Origin of the sequence: Alcaligenes sp. GCM10023179, from assembly GCF_042653705.1 — a bacterium.
In the GTDB taxonomy this organism is placed as follows: Bacteria; Pseudomonadota; Gammaproteobacteria; order Burkholderiales; family Burkholderiaceae_B; genus Alcaligenes; species Alcaligenes phenolicus.
On the sequence record NZ_JBHSIQ010000001.1, the window covers coordinates 681,634 to 698,104 of the forward strand.

Sequence of the window (16,471 nt, forward strand, 5' to 3'; positions counted from 1 at the left end):
GCTCAGTTCAAGGGGTGCACATCCTGCCCGCTGACAGCACGCAAGCGTGCCCGTTGCAAACGTTCGCGGGCATTGGGAATACCCAGTTGCAGGCGGTACTTGGTGACGGTTCGTTTGGATAGCTCCACACTGTTCTGACGCAGCGCCTGATGCAAGTCGACATCGCTTAAAGGGTGACGCTCTGGTTCACTGGCAATCAGCCGGCGTATCTGCTCCTTGACCAGGGCGGTGGAGCAACTGCCACCGAAATCAGTCTCCAGCTCGCCGGAGAAAAAATGCCTGAAGCTCAAGGTGCCAAAGGGAGTGCTCATGTACTTGTTGGCAGTCGCTCTGGAGATGGTGGATTGATGCAGATCCAGCTCCTTGGCCAGATCGCTGATGCGCAGGGGTTGCAGGCCTTGCTCACCTAGCTCGAAAAAAAGGATCTGGTGCCGGACGATGAATTCAGCGACACGGCACACCGTACTGCGTCGCATCGCCAGACTCTCGGCCAGCCAGCGAGCCTGAGTCAGGGCGCTGTGCAAAGGGCGGTTCTGTTGCGTGCGTGCCTGTTGCTCCAGGGTGGCGGCATATTCTTGATGCACCTGAACGCGTGGCAGGCTGCGAGGGTCCGCGAGCACACGCCAATGCTTGCCATCGCGGTAGACGTGAACGTCTGGCGTAATGGCCTGGCGTAACGGCTCCAGATAAGCCAGACCGGGGTTGGGGTCCAGGCTTTGCAGTTCGCGCAGCGCCTGATGAAAGTCTGCATCGGACAGATTCAGACGGCTCTGCACTTGTGACCATTCGCCTTGCGCCAGCGCGGGCAGCTCGGTAGCCACTAACTTGAGCAGTCTCTGTTTCAGAACCGGGTCTAGAGACTGACGCGCCTGGATCTGCAAGCGCAACGCGTCGGACAGGCAGTGGGCACCTGTGCCGGGAACAGAAAGGGACTGGACCAGCGCCAGCGCGGTTTGCCATTCGGCAAGGGGGATGTGTTCGTAGCCGGCGGGGAGCAGGTCTTCAAAGTGATCGCGCAAGTATCCGTTGTCATCCAGTGCGTTCACGATCAGGGCACATAAGGCCTTGCAGCGCTCACTGGCGTGACTCAAACGTACATGCTCCAGGATCTGTTCGTCACGGCTGCGCGGAGCCGGGCTTATGTCGTGCTTATCGATCAGGTGAGCGCTTTGGCTGGACACAGGATGGGACAGGCCCTCTCGTATGGGGGCGGCGGGTTCTGGAGCGGGTTCCAGTAGGGGATTGTCTTGCAGGCTGTCTTGTACCAGCGTTTGCAGCTCCTGCGCCGAGAGCTGCAGGATTTGTGCGGACTGTTGCAGTCGCTGCGAGAGGGTTTGCTGCATGTGCAGCTGCGGAACCATTTCCAGCTTCATGGTGGCGTCTCCTTGTGGTTGGTGATGAGAACCGACAGTTCTTCGGACACAGTTGCCGGGATGATCCAGGCCCTGTGCTATCTACATAGCAAGTTCCGTTCCTGCCCCAAGGTTCAAGGCGCGGGTACGGTCCTTGCTAGGACACCGTCAAGGCTTTGCTGGCCATGCTGATTGGCCTCAGGTCAGCAAAGATGTTCTGGTTTCAGGCAATGACTGACGTTTTTGGAGGTGTGCGATGCGAGTAAGACATCTGATGTGTTTGGCGCTGGCGGCGGGTCTGGTATTGGGTTTGAGTGTTCGCAGTGCTTCTGCCATTGAGCTGTTTTCTCCGGATAAAGGGTTCTTGAGAGATGCGGCACAATCGGGACATTTTGAAGTGAAGGCTGCCAAGCTGGCTCTGGAGCGCAGCAACAACGATAGAGTGGTCGAATTTGCACAAATGATGATCGACGACCACGAGCAGCTGGCCAAGGAACTGCAGACGCTGGCACAGGCCCGCAAGGTGGAGCTGCCCACCGAGCCCAGCCTGATGCAGCGCGGCAAGATCTCCATGCTTGAGGGCGCGGAGGGTGAACAGTTCGATGCAGACTATGCCAACGAAGCGGCAGTCAAAGCGCATGAGGACACCATCAAGCTCTTTGAGGACTACATCAAGGATGGTAAAGACAAGGAAGTCATGGGTTTTGCTCAGGACGCTTTGCCCATGCTGCAGCAACACTTGCGGCATGCTCATGCGCTGGCAGACTCCATGAAGCCTGCCGTGGCCCAGTAAGCTTTTGCCAAGCTTGCCCAGTTCCACACTGGGCAAGCATTTATTCCATGGGGTCGGCCTCCATATTGATTTCCACCTGATCGCTGTTGCTCATTACATAGCTGCGCAGTACCGCATTGCGTAGCTGGCGTATATTGCCCGGCCAGTGATAGCGCTCGATCTCCTTCATGCTGGCCAGGCTCAGTGAGCGGTTCTGCTGATGCTCCTGATTCAGCTGTTCTACCAAGTGCTGGGCGATCAGGACGGCATCGTCGCCGCGTTCACGCAGGGGGGGGATTTGAATCGGAAAAACCCCCAGGCGGTAATACAGATCTTCGCGCAGTTTCTTGTCCTCAATAGCGCGCATGGGCGGGCGATTGGTCGCAGCGATGATGCGGGCATCATGTTTGATCAACTTGTCGCCACCTACCTTCATGTATTCGCCATTTTCCAATGCGCGCAGCAGCTTGGTTTGGGCGTCTATGGGCATTTCGGTTATTTCGTCCAGGAACAGCGTGCCCTGGTCCGCCAGTTCAAAGTAGCCCTGCCGATTACGTTCGGCTCCGGTAAAGCTGCCTTTTTCGTGGCCGAACAGCTCGCTTTCGATCAGTTGTTCTGAAATGGCTGAACAGTTGATGGGTACATACGCCTGTTCCTTGCGAGCGCTGCAGCGGTGAATGGCCCGGGCCGCCAGTTCCTTGCCGGTGCCACTCTCGCCAATCAGCAGCACAGGCAGGTCGGTGCTGGCCACTTTGCTGATCTTTTCATAGAGTTTTTTCATGGGGGCGGAACAGCCTACAAACTCGCCAAAGTCATGATGCTGCTCGGCTTGAAAAGCACAGGCACCGTTTTGATACTTGGCTTTTAATTGCTCCAGCAAGGTGCGCAATTGCGCCTGGTCTTGCCGGGTCGAGCCACTGTAGGCGTGCAAGGTATAGCTTTCCACCGCATCCAGTCCGATGCGACGGCTCAACTCCTGAGCCTGCAGGGCGCTGACACTGGGGCCAAACAGCAGGGCATCAGGAGTTTTCTGGTGATAACGGATCAGAACATCTTCTGGCGTATTTGCAGCGATGGCGGAAAAGTTCATCTGCCGCGCCAATGCCAAAAAAAGGCTTATAAAAGCTGAATCTGTCTCCAGCAATAATAGGTGGGGCATTTTTTCCTCTGGGATAGACAAAGTTAATTTGAGATCCGATGTCTTATCCTAATCAGGATAGAAAGGGCATTCGTTACCAGATATGGCAAGGACGAACCCGCTTATTTTCTGAAAATACCTTATGGCCGCGTCCCCATGCCTTGAGCTCTTATGGCGTTTTTTGTCGCCTGGTCATGTACGTATTCAACTTACACATCTGTTTACCTGTCAGCGACGGGCAGGTTTGCCTGCGCCTGGGGGGCACAAGGCAGCAGGTCAACCTCTGACCCAATCGCAGGTGGGGGTCAGGACTGAGCTGGAGGCGGCTGAGTCACATCAATCCATTGCGCGCGGGTCAGCTCGGCCAGGCGCTGCGGGGTGATGCGTACCGCAGAATTAATAGAGCCTGCTGCGGGCAAGACCGTGTCGTAGTCCTGCAAGGACAGATCGCAGTAAATCTCCAGCGGGGTAGCCAGACCAAAGGGGCAGACCCCGCCAACCGGGTGACCCGTCAAGGCTTCGGTGCTTTCCAGGTCCAGCATTTTTACGCGCGTACCGAAGGCGGTACGCAGCTTCTTGTTGTCCAGACGGGCATCACCTCGAGCGACCAGCAGCACTACTTTATCGCCCACTTTCAAGCTAAGCGTCTTGGCAATTTGTCCCGGCTCGACTTGGTGCACTTGCGCAGCCAGCACGACGGTGGCTGTGCTTTCGGTGGTTTCAATTACCTGAATATCGGCAGCGTGTTCGTTAAAAAACTGTTTGACGGAATCAAGACTCATGGCGGATCAGGACGGATTAGTGTGTTTTGTTAAACTTTTTTGCGAGTGCCTAGTCTTAGTCAAGTGCATGAGAGTGTCAACCAGAGCGCTGTGGCGCTGCAAAACAGGAATGTAATTGTGATTAAACCTTTATTGTTGACGGCCAGCCTGATGGCCTTCAGTTCCATGGCGTTGGCAGAGGGTCCCGTTATTACGATGTACCAGGATCCTAACTGTGGTTGTTGTGGGGGCTGGGCACAGCACATGCGCGATGAAGGCTTTGAGGTCAAAGAGGTCAAGGTCGTGAAGATTCAAGACGTGAAGCGGCTTTTGAGAGTGCCGGAGAACCTGGCGTCCTGCCACACCGCGATGATTGAAGAGACGGGGCAATTGATTGAAGGCCATGTGCCTGCCAAGGTCGTCAAACGCATGATGAATGATGGCAGTGTGCGTGGAGTGGCCGCGCCAGGCATGCCCGCCAATTCACCCGGCATGGGCCAGATGGACGGCAATTTGGTAACCGTGGACTTTAACGGACGTCCTTACTCGCGCGACTGAAGTCTGTAACGGGAAGGGTGGCATGCAGATACACGAAACTACATTGAGAAACTTGTAAGCTGCTGCCGCTCTTGTCATGATGGTCGTTCATTGACTCTGTTTAGGAGGTTCTATCCATGCAGCCCTCAGTTAAAGCTTTTCTTGCTGCTACCGCAGTCGCATTTGGCATGTACAGCCCTTTTGCGATGGCCCAGGGCAATGCGGCTCCGGCCAACTCGGCAGCCCCTGCTGCCACCCAGGTCGTTAAACCTACGGATTCTCAGCTGGAGCAATATGCGCGCACCTACAAGAAGGTCGCTCAAACTGCTTCGGAATATCAGCCGCGTCTGGATGCGGCCAAAAGTGATGCAGAGCGTCAGGCTATTGTTCAGGAAGCCGACCAGCGCCTGGTAGGCGTGGTCAGTGCTAATGGCATGGATCTGGCGGACTACAACGGTATCAGTCTGGCGATTCAGCAGGACCCGGCCTTGCGCCAGCGTGTTGAAGGGATGCTGAAGTAAGGCTTGTTTGTGATCCTCGGGTTTGACAGAGCGCCGGGTGTCATTTTGTAGTGACCGTAGTGGGTAAATTTAAACCCTGGACGTAATCGTCCAGGGTTTTTTTTGTCGCCGTGCTGCCCCAAAGCTCGGCGCCCCCGGAAAAAGCCCCGTCGGAGGCAGCAAGCCAAAGGCGCAGCGTGGGTGCTGATTGTGTAGGTCGCTTCAATACAAAGCGTGCCGGCCAGAGCCGGCATGACTGCCTGCATTGAGACTGGAGCCTGACGCCAGATTTACGGCTTCAAGCTCAGTCTCTGGGCGCCATTAGCAGCGGGGATAGTTAAGCGCCCCGATCATTGCATTGAATTTCAATTGCAAGCTGCTGGCGTCATTTTTTATGGGGTTATTGATCTGCCAGCTGATCGAGCCTTGCTGAGGTACGTAATTGCCTTCAGAGGCATGCTGGATGACGCTTCTGCCCTGAGCCAGGAATTCATTCATCTTCGACATGATTCTTGGGCATCCTTGTGGCGTTTCTTCCTTGAATTTTTTATCCCAGTTGCTGATCATCGCGGCTGCCTGGTCAAGACTTTCCTGGAAGGGGGGAATGCTCTCTTTTGCTCCCTGCTGCTCGAAAATAGCATCGACCTTGTTCATGGCCTGCTTGCTGAACAGCACGGCACCCAAACGGTAATGCTCCATTGAGTCCTTGGGAGCTTTATCGAAAGAGGTCTGGATGTTTATCTCATCCTGTTTCTGAATACCTTGGAGAAATGCAGCCTCTGCCTGTACGACTTCTGTCAGGGCGCTGACGAACGCCTCGTTATTGTCGGCTGCCTTTTTGCCGCCATCCGTCAGAAACTCTTTTGATTCGGCATAGTTGTTCAACTCGGAATTGAGAGGTGCCAGCTTGGTCAAGGAGTCATCAAACTGCTTTGCTGGTCCATCTATTTCCGGCATGTTGGCTTCCAGTGCCAAGGCGGATTTCAGTTTTTCCTGGGTGTTCTTGATGCTTACCAGTGAAACAACGGAATAGTTATCCAGTTTCTTGCCCGAGCGCACGGCAGGCTCGTAGACGGTTTGATAATCGGAAAGCGCACGGTAGAAAGGCGTATGCAAGCTATTGGCGACTTCAACATAGGCATTGTATTTCTGGATAAAGCCTTGCTCGGACGAGACCGCTTGAGATGGTGCTTCTGTCGCTTCTTCGCTGTTGCAGCCCGCAATAGCGATGCAAAGGCCCAGCGTGGCGAAAACAGATAGTTTTTTTAAATTCATGATGAAAGTGATTGGTGCTTTTGATGCGTTGGCAATACGTTAAAACCCCTATCGGGCAGGACGCAATTTTATAGCTTCACCACTTCGTATTTTGTATCAAGCTAGGACCTTATGTTTCAGGAGTGCGTGCTACACGCGGCCGGGCGGGCTAGCAACAGTTGGCTATGCCCACCCTGCACAGGCCCGTCTCCGTCTCTGGTTTTTGGCCTTGCTTAATCCATGTCCTGGAAGTCTGGGCTTGCCCTGGGAATAGGCACGCCGGCATCAATGCGTTTGGCCCATTCTTGTAGCGGTAGCGGTGGAGTCGGCTCCCAAATACGACGCAGAACGGGCTTTAGCAAAGCAATATTGTGGCCACTGGCCCAACGATACGGAATCACCGGCAACCAGGTGTCGTCGGCAATGCGTTCGGCTACGACAAAGCGGAAACTGTACTGGCCAGGGCCCAGGCTCATGCGTATATCACTGACCACCAGCAGGTCATCGATGATGTCGTAGCGCAGCCAATCGTCCGAAAACCAGCGCAGTTGCTCCAGCTGTTTCAAGGGGGGGAACAGCTGGGTGTAGTCGCTATGTACGGGCAGGCACAGGGATTCGTATTGATGCCCCTTGGGTGCACGCAGCCGGTCCAGCAGGCCCACCATGACTTCGCATTCCCGGTCCTGTGTGTCGCGCACCAGTACACGCCAGAGCAGGATGTTCATGGGTTGGGCGGCGGAGTATACCCGCGCGATTTCCACCTGCTCTTGTTTGAGCTGTGCGGTTGCCTGTTGCTCGGCCCAGAACTTGGCACCTACCGAGGCTGCCAGATACAGGCTGCTCAAGAGCAAGGCCCAGTTGCAGGCCCGTATCGTTGCGGGTACCGGCCCACGAATCAAGCCTATGATCGTGGCGATCAGTAAGGGCACGGTATAGAGCGGGTCAATAATGAAGATGCTGGACCAGGTTGCCGGGGTAGCGGCCAAAGGCCACAGCAATTGCGTTCCGTAACTGGTAAAGGCATCCAGAAGAGGGTGGGTAATCAGCGCCAGCCAGACCGCCAGCCCCAGCCTCCCCGCAGAGGCACGTGCTTGTGGAAACAGCAGTCGCCATAAAAGGGTGACCAGGATGCCTGCCGCGCTCAACACAAACAAAGAGTGCGAGAAACCCCGATGACTGACCATGGAGGTAATCGGGTCCCCATATTGAATGAAGACATCCAGATCGGGCAGGGTGGCGATGATGGCACCGGACAGGACCGCCTTGCGGCCATACTGCCGCCCGAGGAGGGAGCCGCAGATGCTGGCACCGAGGACTGCTTGTGTTACGGAATCCATAGCTCTCGTGCAAAGTGAAACAGGGACCGGGGCCAGATGCGGCCTGACGGCTTTAGCGTTATGATTTTAAAGTTGAATCCCCGGCCCGCCCTATTTTTTTGACGGGCGTCAAAGGCCCAAGGGGTATCAGTCGCGTATAGTGTACGACGGCCTACGCTGTCCTACCGCCTGCGGGCTGCGCCACCGCTTCTATCCAGAGAATTCGTTTACCTATGTCTACCTACCTGATCGCGGCTTTATATAAGTTCGTGGAATTGCCCGATTTCGCCCAAATGCGCGACCCCTTGTTTGCTTTTTGCGAGCAGCACGAGGTCAAGGGCACGCTGTTGCTGGCGCGCGAAGGGATTAACGGCACGATTGCCGGCCCTCAGGAGGGTATTCGTGCCGTCTTGGCATATCTGAACTCCGATCCACGTATTTCTGGCCTGGTGCATAAAGAATCCTATGCCGACAAGGCTCCGTTTTACCGCCTCAAGGTGAAGCTGAAAAAAGAGATCGTTACCCTGGGCGTACCGGATCTGAAAACCGCCGAAATGGTGGGCGAGTATGTTGCTCCCGAAGACTGGAATGCCCTGATCAGCGATCCGGACGTGGTGGTGGTGGATACCCGCAACGATTACGAAGTGGGTATTGGCACTTTTAACCGTGCCATCAACCCCAAGACCCAAAGCTTTACCGAGTTTCCTCAGTGGGTGGCCGAGCAGTCCAAGGAAGGCGGTGTCTTGCATGGCAAACCGCGCGTGGCCATGTTCTGTACCGGCGGTATCCGCTGTGAAAAATCCACAGCCTTCATGCGTTCGCAAGGCTTTGATCAGGTTTACCACCTGCAAGGCGGCATTCTGAAATACCTGGAAGAGATTCCAGCGGCAGAAAGCCTGTGGGATGGTGACTGCTTTGTATTCGACGAGCGCGTATCGGTACGTCACGGTCTGGAACCCGGTGATTACGACTTCTGTCGTGCTTGCCGCATGCCTATCAGCGAAGAGGAAAAAGCCTCGCCTCAGTTCGAAGAAGGCGTCAGCTGTCCCTACTGCCACGGCCACAGCTCCCCCGAGCAGATCGAGCGTTTCCGCGAGCGTCAAAAGCAAGTAGCTTTGGCGCGCGAGCGTGAAGAGCGTCACATTGGCGTCAGCATGGACGAGTTGACCGAGCGCCGTGAAGCCGCCCGCCGCAAGGCGGAAGAGCAACGCCTGCTGGCTCAGCAAGGCAAGGACGCCTAGCCCTGATCGGGCCACTGTGTTACCTCTACTAGCTTGATTCTGGCGCTGCGTCGTTTATAGTCCGCCCTTCTGCTACAGGAGGGCGCTTTGCATAAACGCCGGCGCTTTAAGTCCGTGCCTGTGGCGCGGCTTTTTAACGGGATTGAGCATGTCCTTATCTGATCTGCCCATTTTGTATTCCTTTCGCCGTTGCCCCTATGCCATGCGGGCACGGCTGGCTATTGCGGCCAGCGGCGTAACTTGTCAGTTGCGCGAAGTCGTACTGCGCGACAAACCCGAGGCCCTGCGCCTGGCCTCTCCCAAAGCCACCGTCCCGGTGCTGGTCTTGCCCGATGGCAAGGTTATTGATGAAAGCCTGGACATCATGCGTTGGGCTTTGGCGATTCAAGATCCCAAGCAGTATTTGCAGCCTGAGCAGGGCGATGTCGAGCAAATGCTGGCCCTGATTGCGGCCAATGACGGGCCTTTCAAGCGGCATCTGGATTGCTATAAATACCCGGATCGCCATACCGAGGATGAACAATTCACGGATGCAGCCAGTTTTTCGGCCCTGCATAGAGCCCAAGCCAGTGAATTATTGATGGGCCTGAATGCCCGCATTGAACAGCAGGGCTACCTGATGGGACAGCGTTCTTGTCTGGCAGATTTGGCGATTGCCCCCTTTGTGCGGCAATTCGCACAAGTGAACAGGGGCTGGTTTGATGCGCAGCCTTGGACGGCCTTGTCGACCTGGTTGCTGAACTTTCAGTCCAGCCCTTTGTTCCTGAGCATCATGGATAAATACCCTGCCTGGACGCCAGACAGCGAGATTGTGCGGTTTCCTTCTGTCTGACTGAGTCGCTAGCGACCTGCCCAAAGCAATACGAGCGGGAGCAGCTTGGCCAGAACATGCAGGCAAGCAAAAGGCCGGTTTTCCATTGAGAACCGGCCTTTCTTTTCAAGTGCCCGAATCAGGCTGCAACAGTCGCGCGCGGCTCGCTGGCCTCTTGAGCGGGAATCTCCATGTCACCACGCTGATGCAAGGTGACACTGGTATCCAGTGGTGGCAGCTCGCCATTCATGGCGCTGTTAAGTTGATCGGCATCCAGTTCGCCTTCCCAGCGGGCAACCACAATGGTGGCAACCGCATTGCCCACCAGATTGGTCAGCGCACGGCATTCGGACATGAAGCGGTCAATCCCCAGGATCAGAGTCATGCCAGCGATAGGCACTGAAGGCACTACGGACAGGGTAGCCGCCAAGGTAATGAAACCGGCCCCCGTCACACCCGCCGCGCCTTTGGAGCTGAGCATGGCAACCAGCAATAGCAGAACCTGCTGCTGCAAGGTCAGTGGAATATCACAAGCCTGGGCGATGAACAGGGCCGCCATGGTCATGTAGATATTGGTGCCGTCCAGGTTGAAGGAGTAGCCGGTAGGTACAACCAGGCCCACAACCGACTTGGCACACCCGGCGCGTTCCATCTTCTGCATCAAGGTAGGCAAAGCCGCTTCCGAGGAGCTGGTACCCAGCACCAGCAGCAGTTCTTCACGAATGTAGCGGATCAGCTTGGTGATGGAAAAGCCGTTGTAGCGGGCCACGGCACCCAGAATGATCAGCACAAAAAGCACGGAGGTGACGTAGAAAGTGACCACCAGCAGCGCCAGGCTGGACACGGATTCAATCCCGTATTTACCGATGGTGAAAGAGATGGCACCGAAGGCCCCGATGGGAGCGGCTTTCATCAGGATGGCAACCAGCTTGAAAACAGGCGTCATCAAGGCTTGCAGCAGTTTCAGCACGGGTTTGCCGTGATCGCCCACAGCGGCCAGGGCAATACCAAACAGCACGGCCACAAACAGCACCTGCAGAATGTCGCCGCCGGTAAAGGGGCTGATCAGGGTGGCGGGGATGATGTTCATCAAAAAGCCCGTCAGCGTGCTGTCATGGGCTTGCTGCACGTAGCCCTGGATAGAGCTGGGGTCCAGGGTGCTGGGGTCAATGTTCATGCCATGGCCGGGCTGCACGATATTGCTGACCACCAAGCCTACAATCAGGGCCAGCGTGGAGAAAGTCAGAAAGTAAATCATGGCCTTGCCCACCACACGGCCCACTTTTTGCAGGTCTGTCATGGCGGCAATGCCGGTGGCTACCGTCAGGAAAATGACGGGCGCAATAATCATTTTGACCAGCTTGATGAAGGCATCGCCCAAAGGCTTCATGCTCTCGCCCAGCGAGGGGTAAAAATGGCCCAGCAAAATCCCGATAGTGATGGCGATGATGACCTGTACGTACAAAATTCGATACCACTTGATTTTGACGATCTGCGGTACCGAACGGTCTCCTGTGCTTATATCCATCATGATGTCGTCTCCGTGACTTGATGTAGCCGACCTGGCAGTCAGCTGGTGGCCTGCTTGGAATTGTGTGTGGGCAGGCGGTTTACGCTCGCCGGAATCCTTGTCCCGGCCCATAAGCTCATGACTAAAGCAACATCCGTGCCAATCTGTTCGCCGGCAGAAAACCAGTAAATAAGCGGCTTGCGGACAGGAGACTTCCCCGCTATCTGCTTATGTGTGCGAAAATCCGCACAGCTATTACTAATTTTTGGCGATATTTCGCACGGGTTTCATGAACTCCATTCCGGTTTCTTCGGGCATGCGGCGGCGCTTCAGGCTCGAATGGTTGCTGCTGCTGGGCTTGGCCGTCGTGCTGGGGCTGTTTGCCTTCTGGCGTTCGGCCGATTTGGGCACGGCTCGTTTGCTGACACAAAGCGAACAGCGGCTTGATTCCTTGATGCGCGGTAATGCCGGCTGGATCAGGACTATCCGAGACAAATTCCGCACCTTGTCCTTTGCGCTGGCCCAGGACGAGGCTCTGCGCCAATACCTGATGGGCAATCCTGCCTATGGTGATGCCGAGGCTTTGAATCGCAAGTTCCAGCAATTGGCCGAAGATACGGGCGCTCCTGTTCTGTACCTGCTGGATATTCATTCGCAGACGCTGGTGTCCAGTAACTGGCAGGAGCCCGACAGCTTCGTGGGCAATCACTACGGTTTCCGCCCTTACTTCACCAAAGCCCTGGAGCAGGGGCATGCGGAATACTTTGCCTTGGGGACTGCCAGCGGCAAGGCAGGTCTGTACATTTCACGCATGGTGCAAGATCAGGACGGCAAGCCGGTTGGTGTGGTCGTCATCAAGCTGGTATTCGATCTGCTGGAAAAAGAATGGGAAGGTTATGGCGATCGCATGTTTGTCAGTGATCCCAATGGCGTGATCTTGCTAAGCGGTGAACCGGACTGGCGTTTGCATAGTCTGGATCAAGCCGCGCCCGAGCAACTGGTCAAGCTGCGGGCCAGTCAGCAGTTTGGTAATGAGCCCTTGGAGTCAGTGGGCTTGAATATGTCGGATTCCGGCGAACGGGCCTCCTTCTGGACATTGGGGCAGGAGCGCTTTTTGCATGTGCAGCAGCCTGTCGCAGGCAGTGATTGGGTTTTGCACGCGATGGCTCCCATGGATGCTGCATTGCAGACCCAGGCCTTTCAATCCCGTCTGACGGTGATGGGGTTGTTATGTGCAGCGCTGGTACTGACGGCCTTGGCCCTGCAACGCAATCAACAGCGCCGGGAAGCACAGGCGCGTCAGGAGCTACTGCGTGATGCGCTGGAAGAAGCGGTAGAGTCCCGGACGGCTCAGTTGCAGGTGGCGCGTCGTCGCCTGGAGCAGGAGATGCAGGCCCTGCAAGAAGCCCGTACGCGTGCGCGTGATCTGCGTGAGCAGTTGGAGCAGGCCGAGAAGCTGTCCTTTCTGGGGCAGGTGACGGCCGGGGTGGCTCACGAGATCAACCAGCCTGTCGCGGCGATTGAAGTCTATGCGGACAACACTTTGCGCTTGCTGGATCAGGGCCAGACGGAAACGGCACGGCAGAACCTGTCCCGCATCCAGACGCTGACCCAACGCATTGGCAGTATTACCTCCCAACTGTGTCATTACGCCCGCAAGCCCCAGGAACAGGAAGGCCCGGTACGGGTTCGTTCGGCTGTGGATAGCGCCTGGCAATTGCTGGAGCACAGGGCGCGGGCCCAAGGTGTGGGCCTGGAACTGGAGGGCGTGAACGAGTCTGTGCGTGTATGGGCCTTGCCGGTACGTCTGGAGCAGGTTCTGGTGAATTTACTGCGTAATGCGCTCGATGCTCTGGATGGGAGCCGTCAAGGGCGTATTCGTATAGAAGTCATGAGCGAGCAGCAGCATGTGCGCATTGTTGTTTCCGACAACGGCCCCGGCCTGAGTGCGGAAATCCGCCAACGCCTGTTTACGCCCTTTAGCTCCAGCCGTCGCCAAGGTGTGGGCTTGGGGCTGGTGATCTCGCACGATATTGTGGCGGCCCTGGGTGGCCGTTTGGAAGAAGGGCCTTCGCGCCTGGGTGGCGCCACGTTCCATATCGTGCTGCGCAATGCCGATAGCGAGCTGGGCCAGGGAGAGAGATAAGAATGGAAGTCGCGTTTGTTGATGATGATGCGGACTTGCGTGCCGCCGTGGTGCAAAGTCTGGAACTGGCGGGCCTGAAGGTGGTGGCCTGTGCCAGCGGGCAGGAGGCCCTGAGTCGCTTGCCCAAGGATTATCCGGGTGTGGTGGTGACGGACATTCGCATGCCGGGCATGGATGGTCTGGCGCTGATGCAAGCCTTGCATGCTCGCGATCCCGAGCAGCCCGTCGTGCTGATTACCGGCCACGGTGATATTGATATGGCCGTACAGGCCATGCACGATGGCGCCTTTGATTTTCTGACCAAGCCCTATCAGGCCGAACGCCTGCTGACGGTAATACGTCATGCCGCCATGCAGCGCAGTCTGGTTTTGCAAAACCGTGCCTTGCGCGAAGAACTGGACGAGGACGGCCAAGGCCCGGCGCTCCTGGGTAATTCCGAGGTCATGGTCAATTTACGCACTACCTTGCGGCATCTGGCACAGTCCGATGTGGATGTGCTGGTGGAAGGGGAAACCGGCACAGGCAAGGAAGTGGTGGCCATGTTGCTGCACCGCTGGAGCGCCCGAGCACAGCATCGTTTTGTAGCGTTGAACTGTGGTGCCTTGCCTGAAACCATTATTGAAAGCGAGCTGTTCGGCCACGAAGCCGGAGCATTCACGGGCGCGCAGCGCAGACGTGTAGGCAGTGTTGAACATGCACACTGTGGCACGCTGTTTCTGGATGAAATCGAAAGCATGCCCATGATTGCACAGGTGCGCTTGCTGCGTGTGCTGGAAACCCGTTGCGTAACTCCTTTGGGTTCCAACGAAGAGCATCCGGTAGATATCCGCGTCGTTGCCGCCAGCAAGGTGGATTTGTCCGACCCTGCCCAGCGTGCGAATTTCCGCGCCGATTTGTATTACCGACTCAACGTGGTCACCTTGCGCTTGCCGCCTTTGCGGGAGCGCAAGGAGGATATCCCCATGCTGTTCGCTCACTTTGCGGCGCTGGCTGCCAAGAAGTACGGTATGCCGCAAAAGATGCCCGATGCGCGCAGTCTGGCCTATATGCAGTCACATCACTGGCCGGGCAATGTGCGCGAGCTGGCACACTTTGCGCAACGTGAAGTGCTGGGTGTGCAGCACCCGGAGATCAAGGAGCTGGAAAACGAGGACTTGAGCCTGCCCGCCCGCATGGAGCAGTTCGAGTCGCAGCAGATACGTCAGGCGCTGGCACGCCATCGTGGCGATATCAAGGCGACCTTGCAGGACTTGCGTATCCCGCGCAAAACCTTTTACGACAAGTTGCAGCGGCATGGCATTTTGCGTAGCGACTTTGTGGAAGAGGGGGCGCAGGGTGAATAAAGGCTGGAGTAAAAGTGAGCTATATCGGGGTTTTGCTCAAATTTACGATCAGACTACATATTCCTCAGGGCAGCGCGCCCATATTGATTGTTGTGCTCCACAATGCGGGTCAGCATATCCATGAATACCTGACGTTGCTTTGCCGTCAGTGGGTCCAGCAGACGTTCCTGTGCCTTGTTCATGCCAGCGCTCAGTCCTTGCATGACGGCCAGGCCGGCCTCGGTAATGTAGGTTTGGCGCGAGCGGCGGTCATCAGGGTTGACGCGTCGTCCCAGCAGTCCTTTTTCTTCCAGACGGCGGATAACTTCTGCGGAGGTCGTGCGGTCCAGACCAAGCTCATAGCCTATGGTAGTTTGGTCTAGCCAGGGTGAGCCCATCAAGACGGACAGTACCCCGTGCTGGACAGGGGTGATATCGCTTTTGCATTCTTCGTAGAACATGGCGTAATGGATTTGGTTCAGACGTCGAACCAGAAAGCCGGAACGCGACCACAGCTTTTGCCGAAATAATTCGGCATTTTCTTCCTTTACTGGGCCGAGGGATTCGGCCTCGCCGGATTTCAGTCCTTTCTCTTGCTTTAACTCGGTGTGATTCTTCATGCTTAAGCCAGACATCAAGAGTGTGACCCATTAGCTGTGACTGGTGAGGCCACAGCTTGATGGCAGGATAAGCCCCAACGGGGCGGTAGTAACAAGGTCGGCGATTATAGGGAGGACAGCGCCAGACTAGGAAAGGTAGGCGCTGCATTCTTATTTTGTATTCGTTTCCACCTGGTGCTGTCCATGCTCAATCTCTCAGTTATTTCCCGACTTGCTGAAAAATATAATCAGTGTGCTGCTTTATCGCTTTTTCTTGGTGAAAGTTTCTCTGTTTTAAATCAAGAGTTTGTCAGGCGATTTTAATAACTGCGTGTTGGCAGCCGATTGATACCTGATTGGCATTTTCAGGGGCAGTCTAAGCGCCGGGTACAAGGCGCTTAGTTTCCTCGTAAGCTTTACGCGGGGTCCTTGCGCCCGAACAGTCTTCCCACTCGATAACGTATCTGCGACCAGAAGGCTTTGAGACCGATAGATAGCATATTGAGCTCGCCTGCAGAGTCATCATCCTGTCGGCCACGTGCTTGCAGCCTTAGCAGGGTTTGTTGCATCTGGGCCTGTAGCTGCTGGGTTTGAGCGAGCACGGCTTGGGATTGATAAAGGATGGCTTGGGCTTCGATAGTGGAAACTGGCGTGGCAGCTGTTGAGGGCATGTTGGCAACCGCAGCGCCAGCTGCGGCTGTCATGCCCTGGCTGCTGGGGGAGACGGGGGCGTCAGAGCCCTGTGCAGGATTGGTGTCACCCCGCACCATGCGCGCAAGATTGCGCTCGAACTGGCCCAGGATCTGTCCGGCCACTTCGGCGATCATGCCGCTGCCGCGTCCATACTGGGCTACCGCTCCTGACAAGGTCAGCTCTGTGCTGACCTCCACGTCGGTGCCTCCTTCTGGTGACGGTGTCAGCGCAAAGCTGAAGTCCGAGCTGGCTGAACCGCGTCCCTTGGGGTCCAGACCGGCGCCACGCAGATAGGCAATATGATTTTCCTCATCGGTGTTGACCAGCTCCGCAGTGCCATCAAAAGAAAGCTTGATCGGCCCGAGTTTGACTGAAACCGAACCCTGGTACTTGTTGCCGTCCAAGACATCAGTCAGTTTGGCTCCGGGCAGGCAAGGCATGATGCGCGGTACATCCAGCATGAGCGTCCATGCCTGATCCAGCGGTAGAGGAATATGAAACCGGTTTTTGAAATTCATG

General features: G+C 56.1%; 15 protein-coding genes. 7 read left to right on the forward strand and 8 right to left on the reverse strand.

Translation table 11 applies throughout. From position 1 onward, the window contains the following. Window positions 1-2: 2 nt before the first annotated feature. A complete protein-coding gene (gene rpoN, locus ACFPDR_RS03030; protein ID WP_376910512.1) occupies window positions 3-1,373 on the reverse strand; it encodes an RNA polymerase factor sigma-54 in 1,371 nt (456 codons plus the stop codon). 235 nt (window positions 1,374-1,608) lie between these two features. Here rpoN and ACFPDR_RS03035 point away from each other — a divergent pair, with 235 nt between their 5' ends. Further along, window positions 1,609-2,145, forward strand: a complete 537-nt coding sequence (locus ACFPDR_RS03035) for a DUF4142 domain-containing protein (protein ID WP_226348433.1) — start codon at window positions 1,609-1,611, stop codon at window positions 2,143-2,145. 40 nt (window positions 2,146-2,185) lie between these two features. Here the strand turns inward: ACFPDR_RS03035 and ACFPDR_RS03040 are convergent, their stop codons facing one another. Both ACFPDR_RS03040 and ACFPDR_RS03045 read right to left on the reverse strand, forming a co-directional pair. Further along, on the reverse strand, window positions 2,186-3,214 hold the full coding sequence (locus tag ACFPDR_RS03040) for a sigma-54 interaction domain-containing protein (RefSeq protein ID WP_376910514.1): 1,029 nt from the start codon (window positions 3,212-3,214) through the stop codon (window positions 2,186-2,188). 353 nt (window positions 3,215-3,567) lie between these two features. Further along, window positions 3,568-4,044, reverse strand: a complete 477-nt coding sequence (locus tag ACFPDR_RS03045) for a YbaK/EbsC family protein (RefSeq protein WP_009460799.1) — start codon at window positions 4,042-4,044, stop codon at window positions 3,568-3,570. 117 nt (window positions 4,045-4,161) lie between these two features. Between ACFPDR_RS03045 and ACFPDR_RS03050 the strand changes: the two genes are divergently transcribed. Both ACFPDR_RS03050 and ACFPDR_RS03055 read left to right on the forward strand, forming a co-directional pair. Beyond that, on the forward strand, window positions 4,162-4,581 hold the full coding sequence (locus ACFPDR_RS03050; RefSeq protein WP_096917395.1) for a DUF411 domain-containing protein: 420 nt from the start codon (window positions 4,162-4,164) through the stop codon (window positions 4,579-4,581). Between the two features lie 116 nt (window positions 4,582-4,697). Then, window positions 4,698-5,081 carry a DUF4168 domain-containing protein gene (locus ACFPDR_RS03055; protein ID WP_035273462.1) on the forward strand — a complete coding sequence of 128 codons (384 nt, stop codon included), beginning with the start codon at window positions 4,698-4,700 and terminating at the stop codon, window positions 5,079-5,081. A 300-nt stretch (window positions 5,082-5,381) separates the two neighbouring features. Here ACFPDR_RS03055 and ACFPDR_RS03060 read toward each other — a convergent pair whose 3' ends face one another. Together ACFPDR_RS03060 and ACFPDR_RS03065 are read right to left on the reverse strand one after the other, a co-directional pair. After that, window positions 5,382-6,335, reverse strand: a complete 954-nt coding sequence (locus ACFPDR_RS03060) for a DUF3829 domain-containing protein (protein WP_035273463.1) — start codon at window positions 6,333-6,335, stop codon at window positions 5,382-5,384. A 212-nt stretch (window positions 6,336-6,547) separates the two neighbouring features. After that, window positions 6,548-7,651, reverse strand: coding sequence for a metal-dependent hydrolase (locus ACFPDR_RS03065; RefSeq protein WP_035273464.1), 1,104 nt, complete (start codon window positions 7,649-7,651; stop codon window positions 6,548-6,550). Window positions 7,652-7,863: 212 nt separating this feature from the next. On the opposite strand from ACFPDR_RS03065, the gene ACFPDR_RS03070 reads away from it, so the two are divergent. Then, entirely contained in the window at window positions 7,864-8,871 is a 1,008-nt protein-coding gene (locus ACFPDR_RS03070) for a rhodanese-related sulfurtransferase (protein ID WP_022983316.1), read from the forward strand. Between the two features lie 148 nt (window positions 8,872-9,019). Further along, window positions 9,020-9,703, forward strand: coding sequence for a glutathione S-transferase (locus tag ACFPDR_RS03075; protein WP_376910518.1), 684 nt, complete (start codon window positions 9,020-9,022; stop codon window positions 9,701-9,703). A 118-nt stretch (window positions 9,704-9,821) separates the two neighbouring features. Here ACFPDR_RS03075 and ACFPDR_RS03080 read toward each other — a convergent pair whose 3' ends face one another. Continuing rightward, window positions 9,822-11,213, reverse strand: a complete 1,392-nt coding sequence (locus tag ACFPDR_RS03080) for a dicarboxylate/amino acid:cation symporter (RefSeq protein ID WP_115634395.1) — start codon at window positions 11,211-11,213, stop codon at window positions 9,822-9,824. 268 nt (window positions 11,214-11,481) lie between these two features. Between ACFPDR_RS03080 and ACFPDR_RS03085 the strand changes: the two genes are divergently transcribed. Both ACFPDR_RS03085 and ACFPDR_RS03090 read left to right on the forward strand, forming a co-directional pair. After that, window positions 11,482-13,338: a sensor histidine kinase gene (locus tag ACFPDR_RS03085; RefSeq protein WP_376910520.1), complete on the forward strand. Its 1,857-nt coding sequence runs from the start codon at window positions 11,482-11,484 to the stop codon at window positions 13,336-13,338. Window positions 13,339-13,340: 2 nt separating this feature from the next. Beyond that, window positions 13,341-14,681: a sigma-54-dependent transcriptional regulator gene (locus tag ACFPDR_RS03090; RefSeq protein ID WP_302357611.1), complete on the forward strand. Its 1,341-nt coding sequence runs from the start codon at window positions 13,341-13,343 to the stop codon at window positions 14,679-14,681. Between the two features lie 53 nt (window positions 14,682-14,734). Here ACFPDR_RS03090 and ACFPDR_RS03095 read toward each other — a convergent pair whose 3' ends face one another. Then, window positions 14,735-15,295 carry a MarR family winged helix-turn-helix transcriptional regulator gene (locus tag ACFPDR_RS03095; protein WP_035273469.1) on the reverse strand — a complete coding sequence of 187 codons (561 nt, stop codon included), beginning with the start codon at window positions 15,293-15,295 and terminating at the stop codon, window positions 14,735-14,737. Window positions 15,296-15,675: 380 nt separating this feature from the next. Continuing rightward, on the reverse strand, window positions 15,676-16,470 hold the full coding sequence (locus ACFPDR_RS03100) for an SRPBCC family protein (protein WP_083054552.1): 795 nt from the start codon (window positions 16,468-16,470) through the stop codon (window positions 15,676-15,678). Window position 16,471 lies beyond the last annotated feature (1 nt).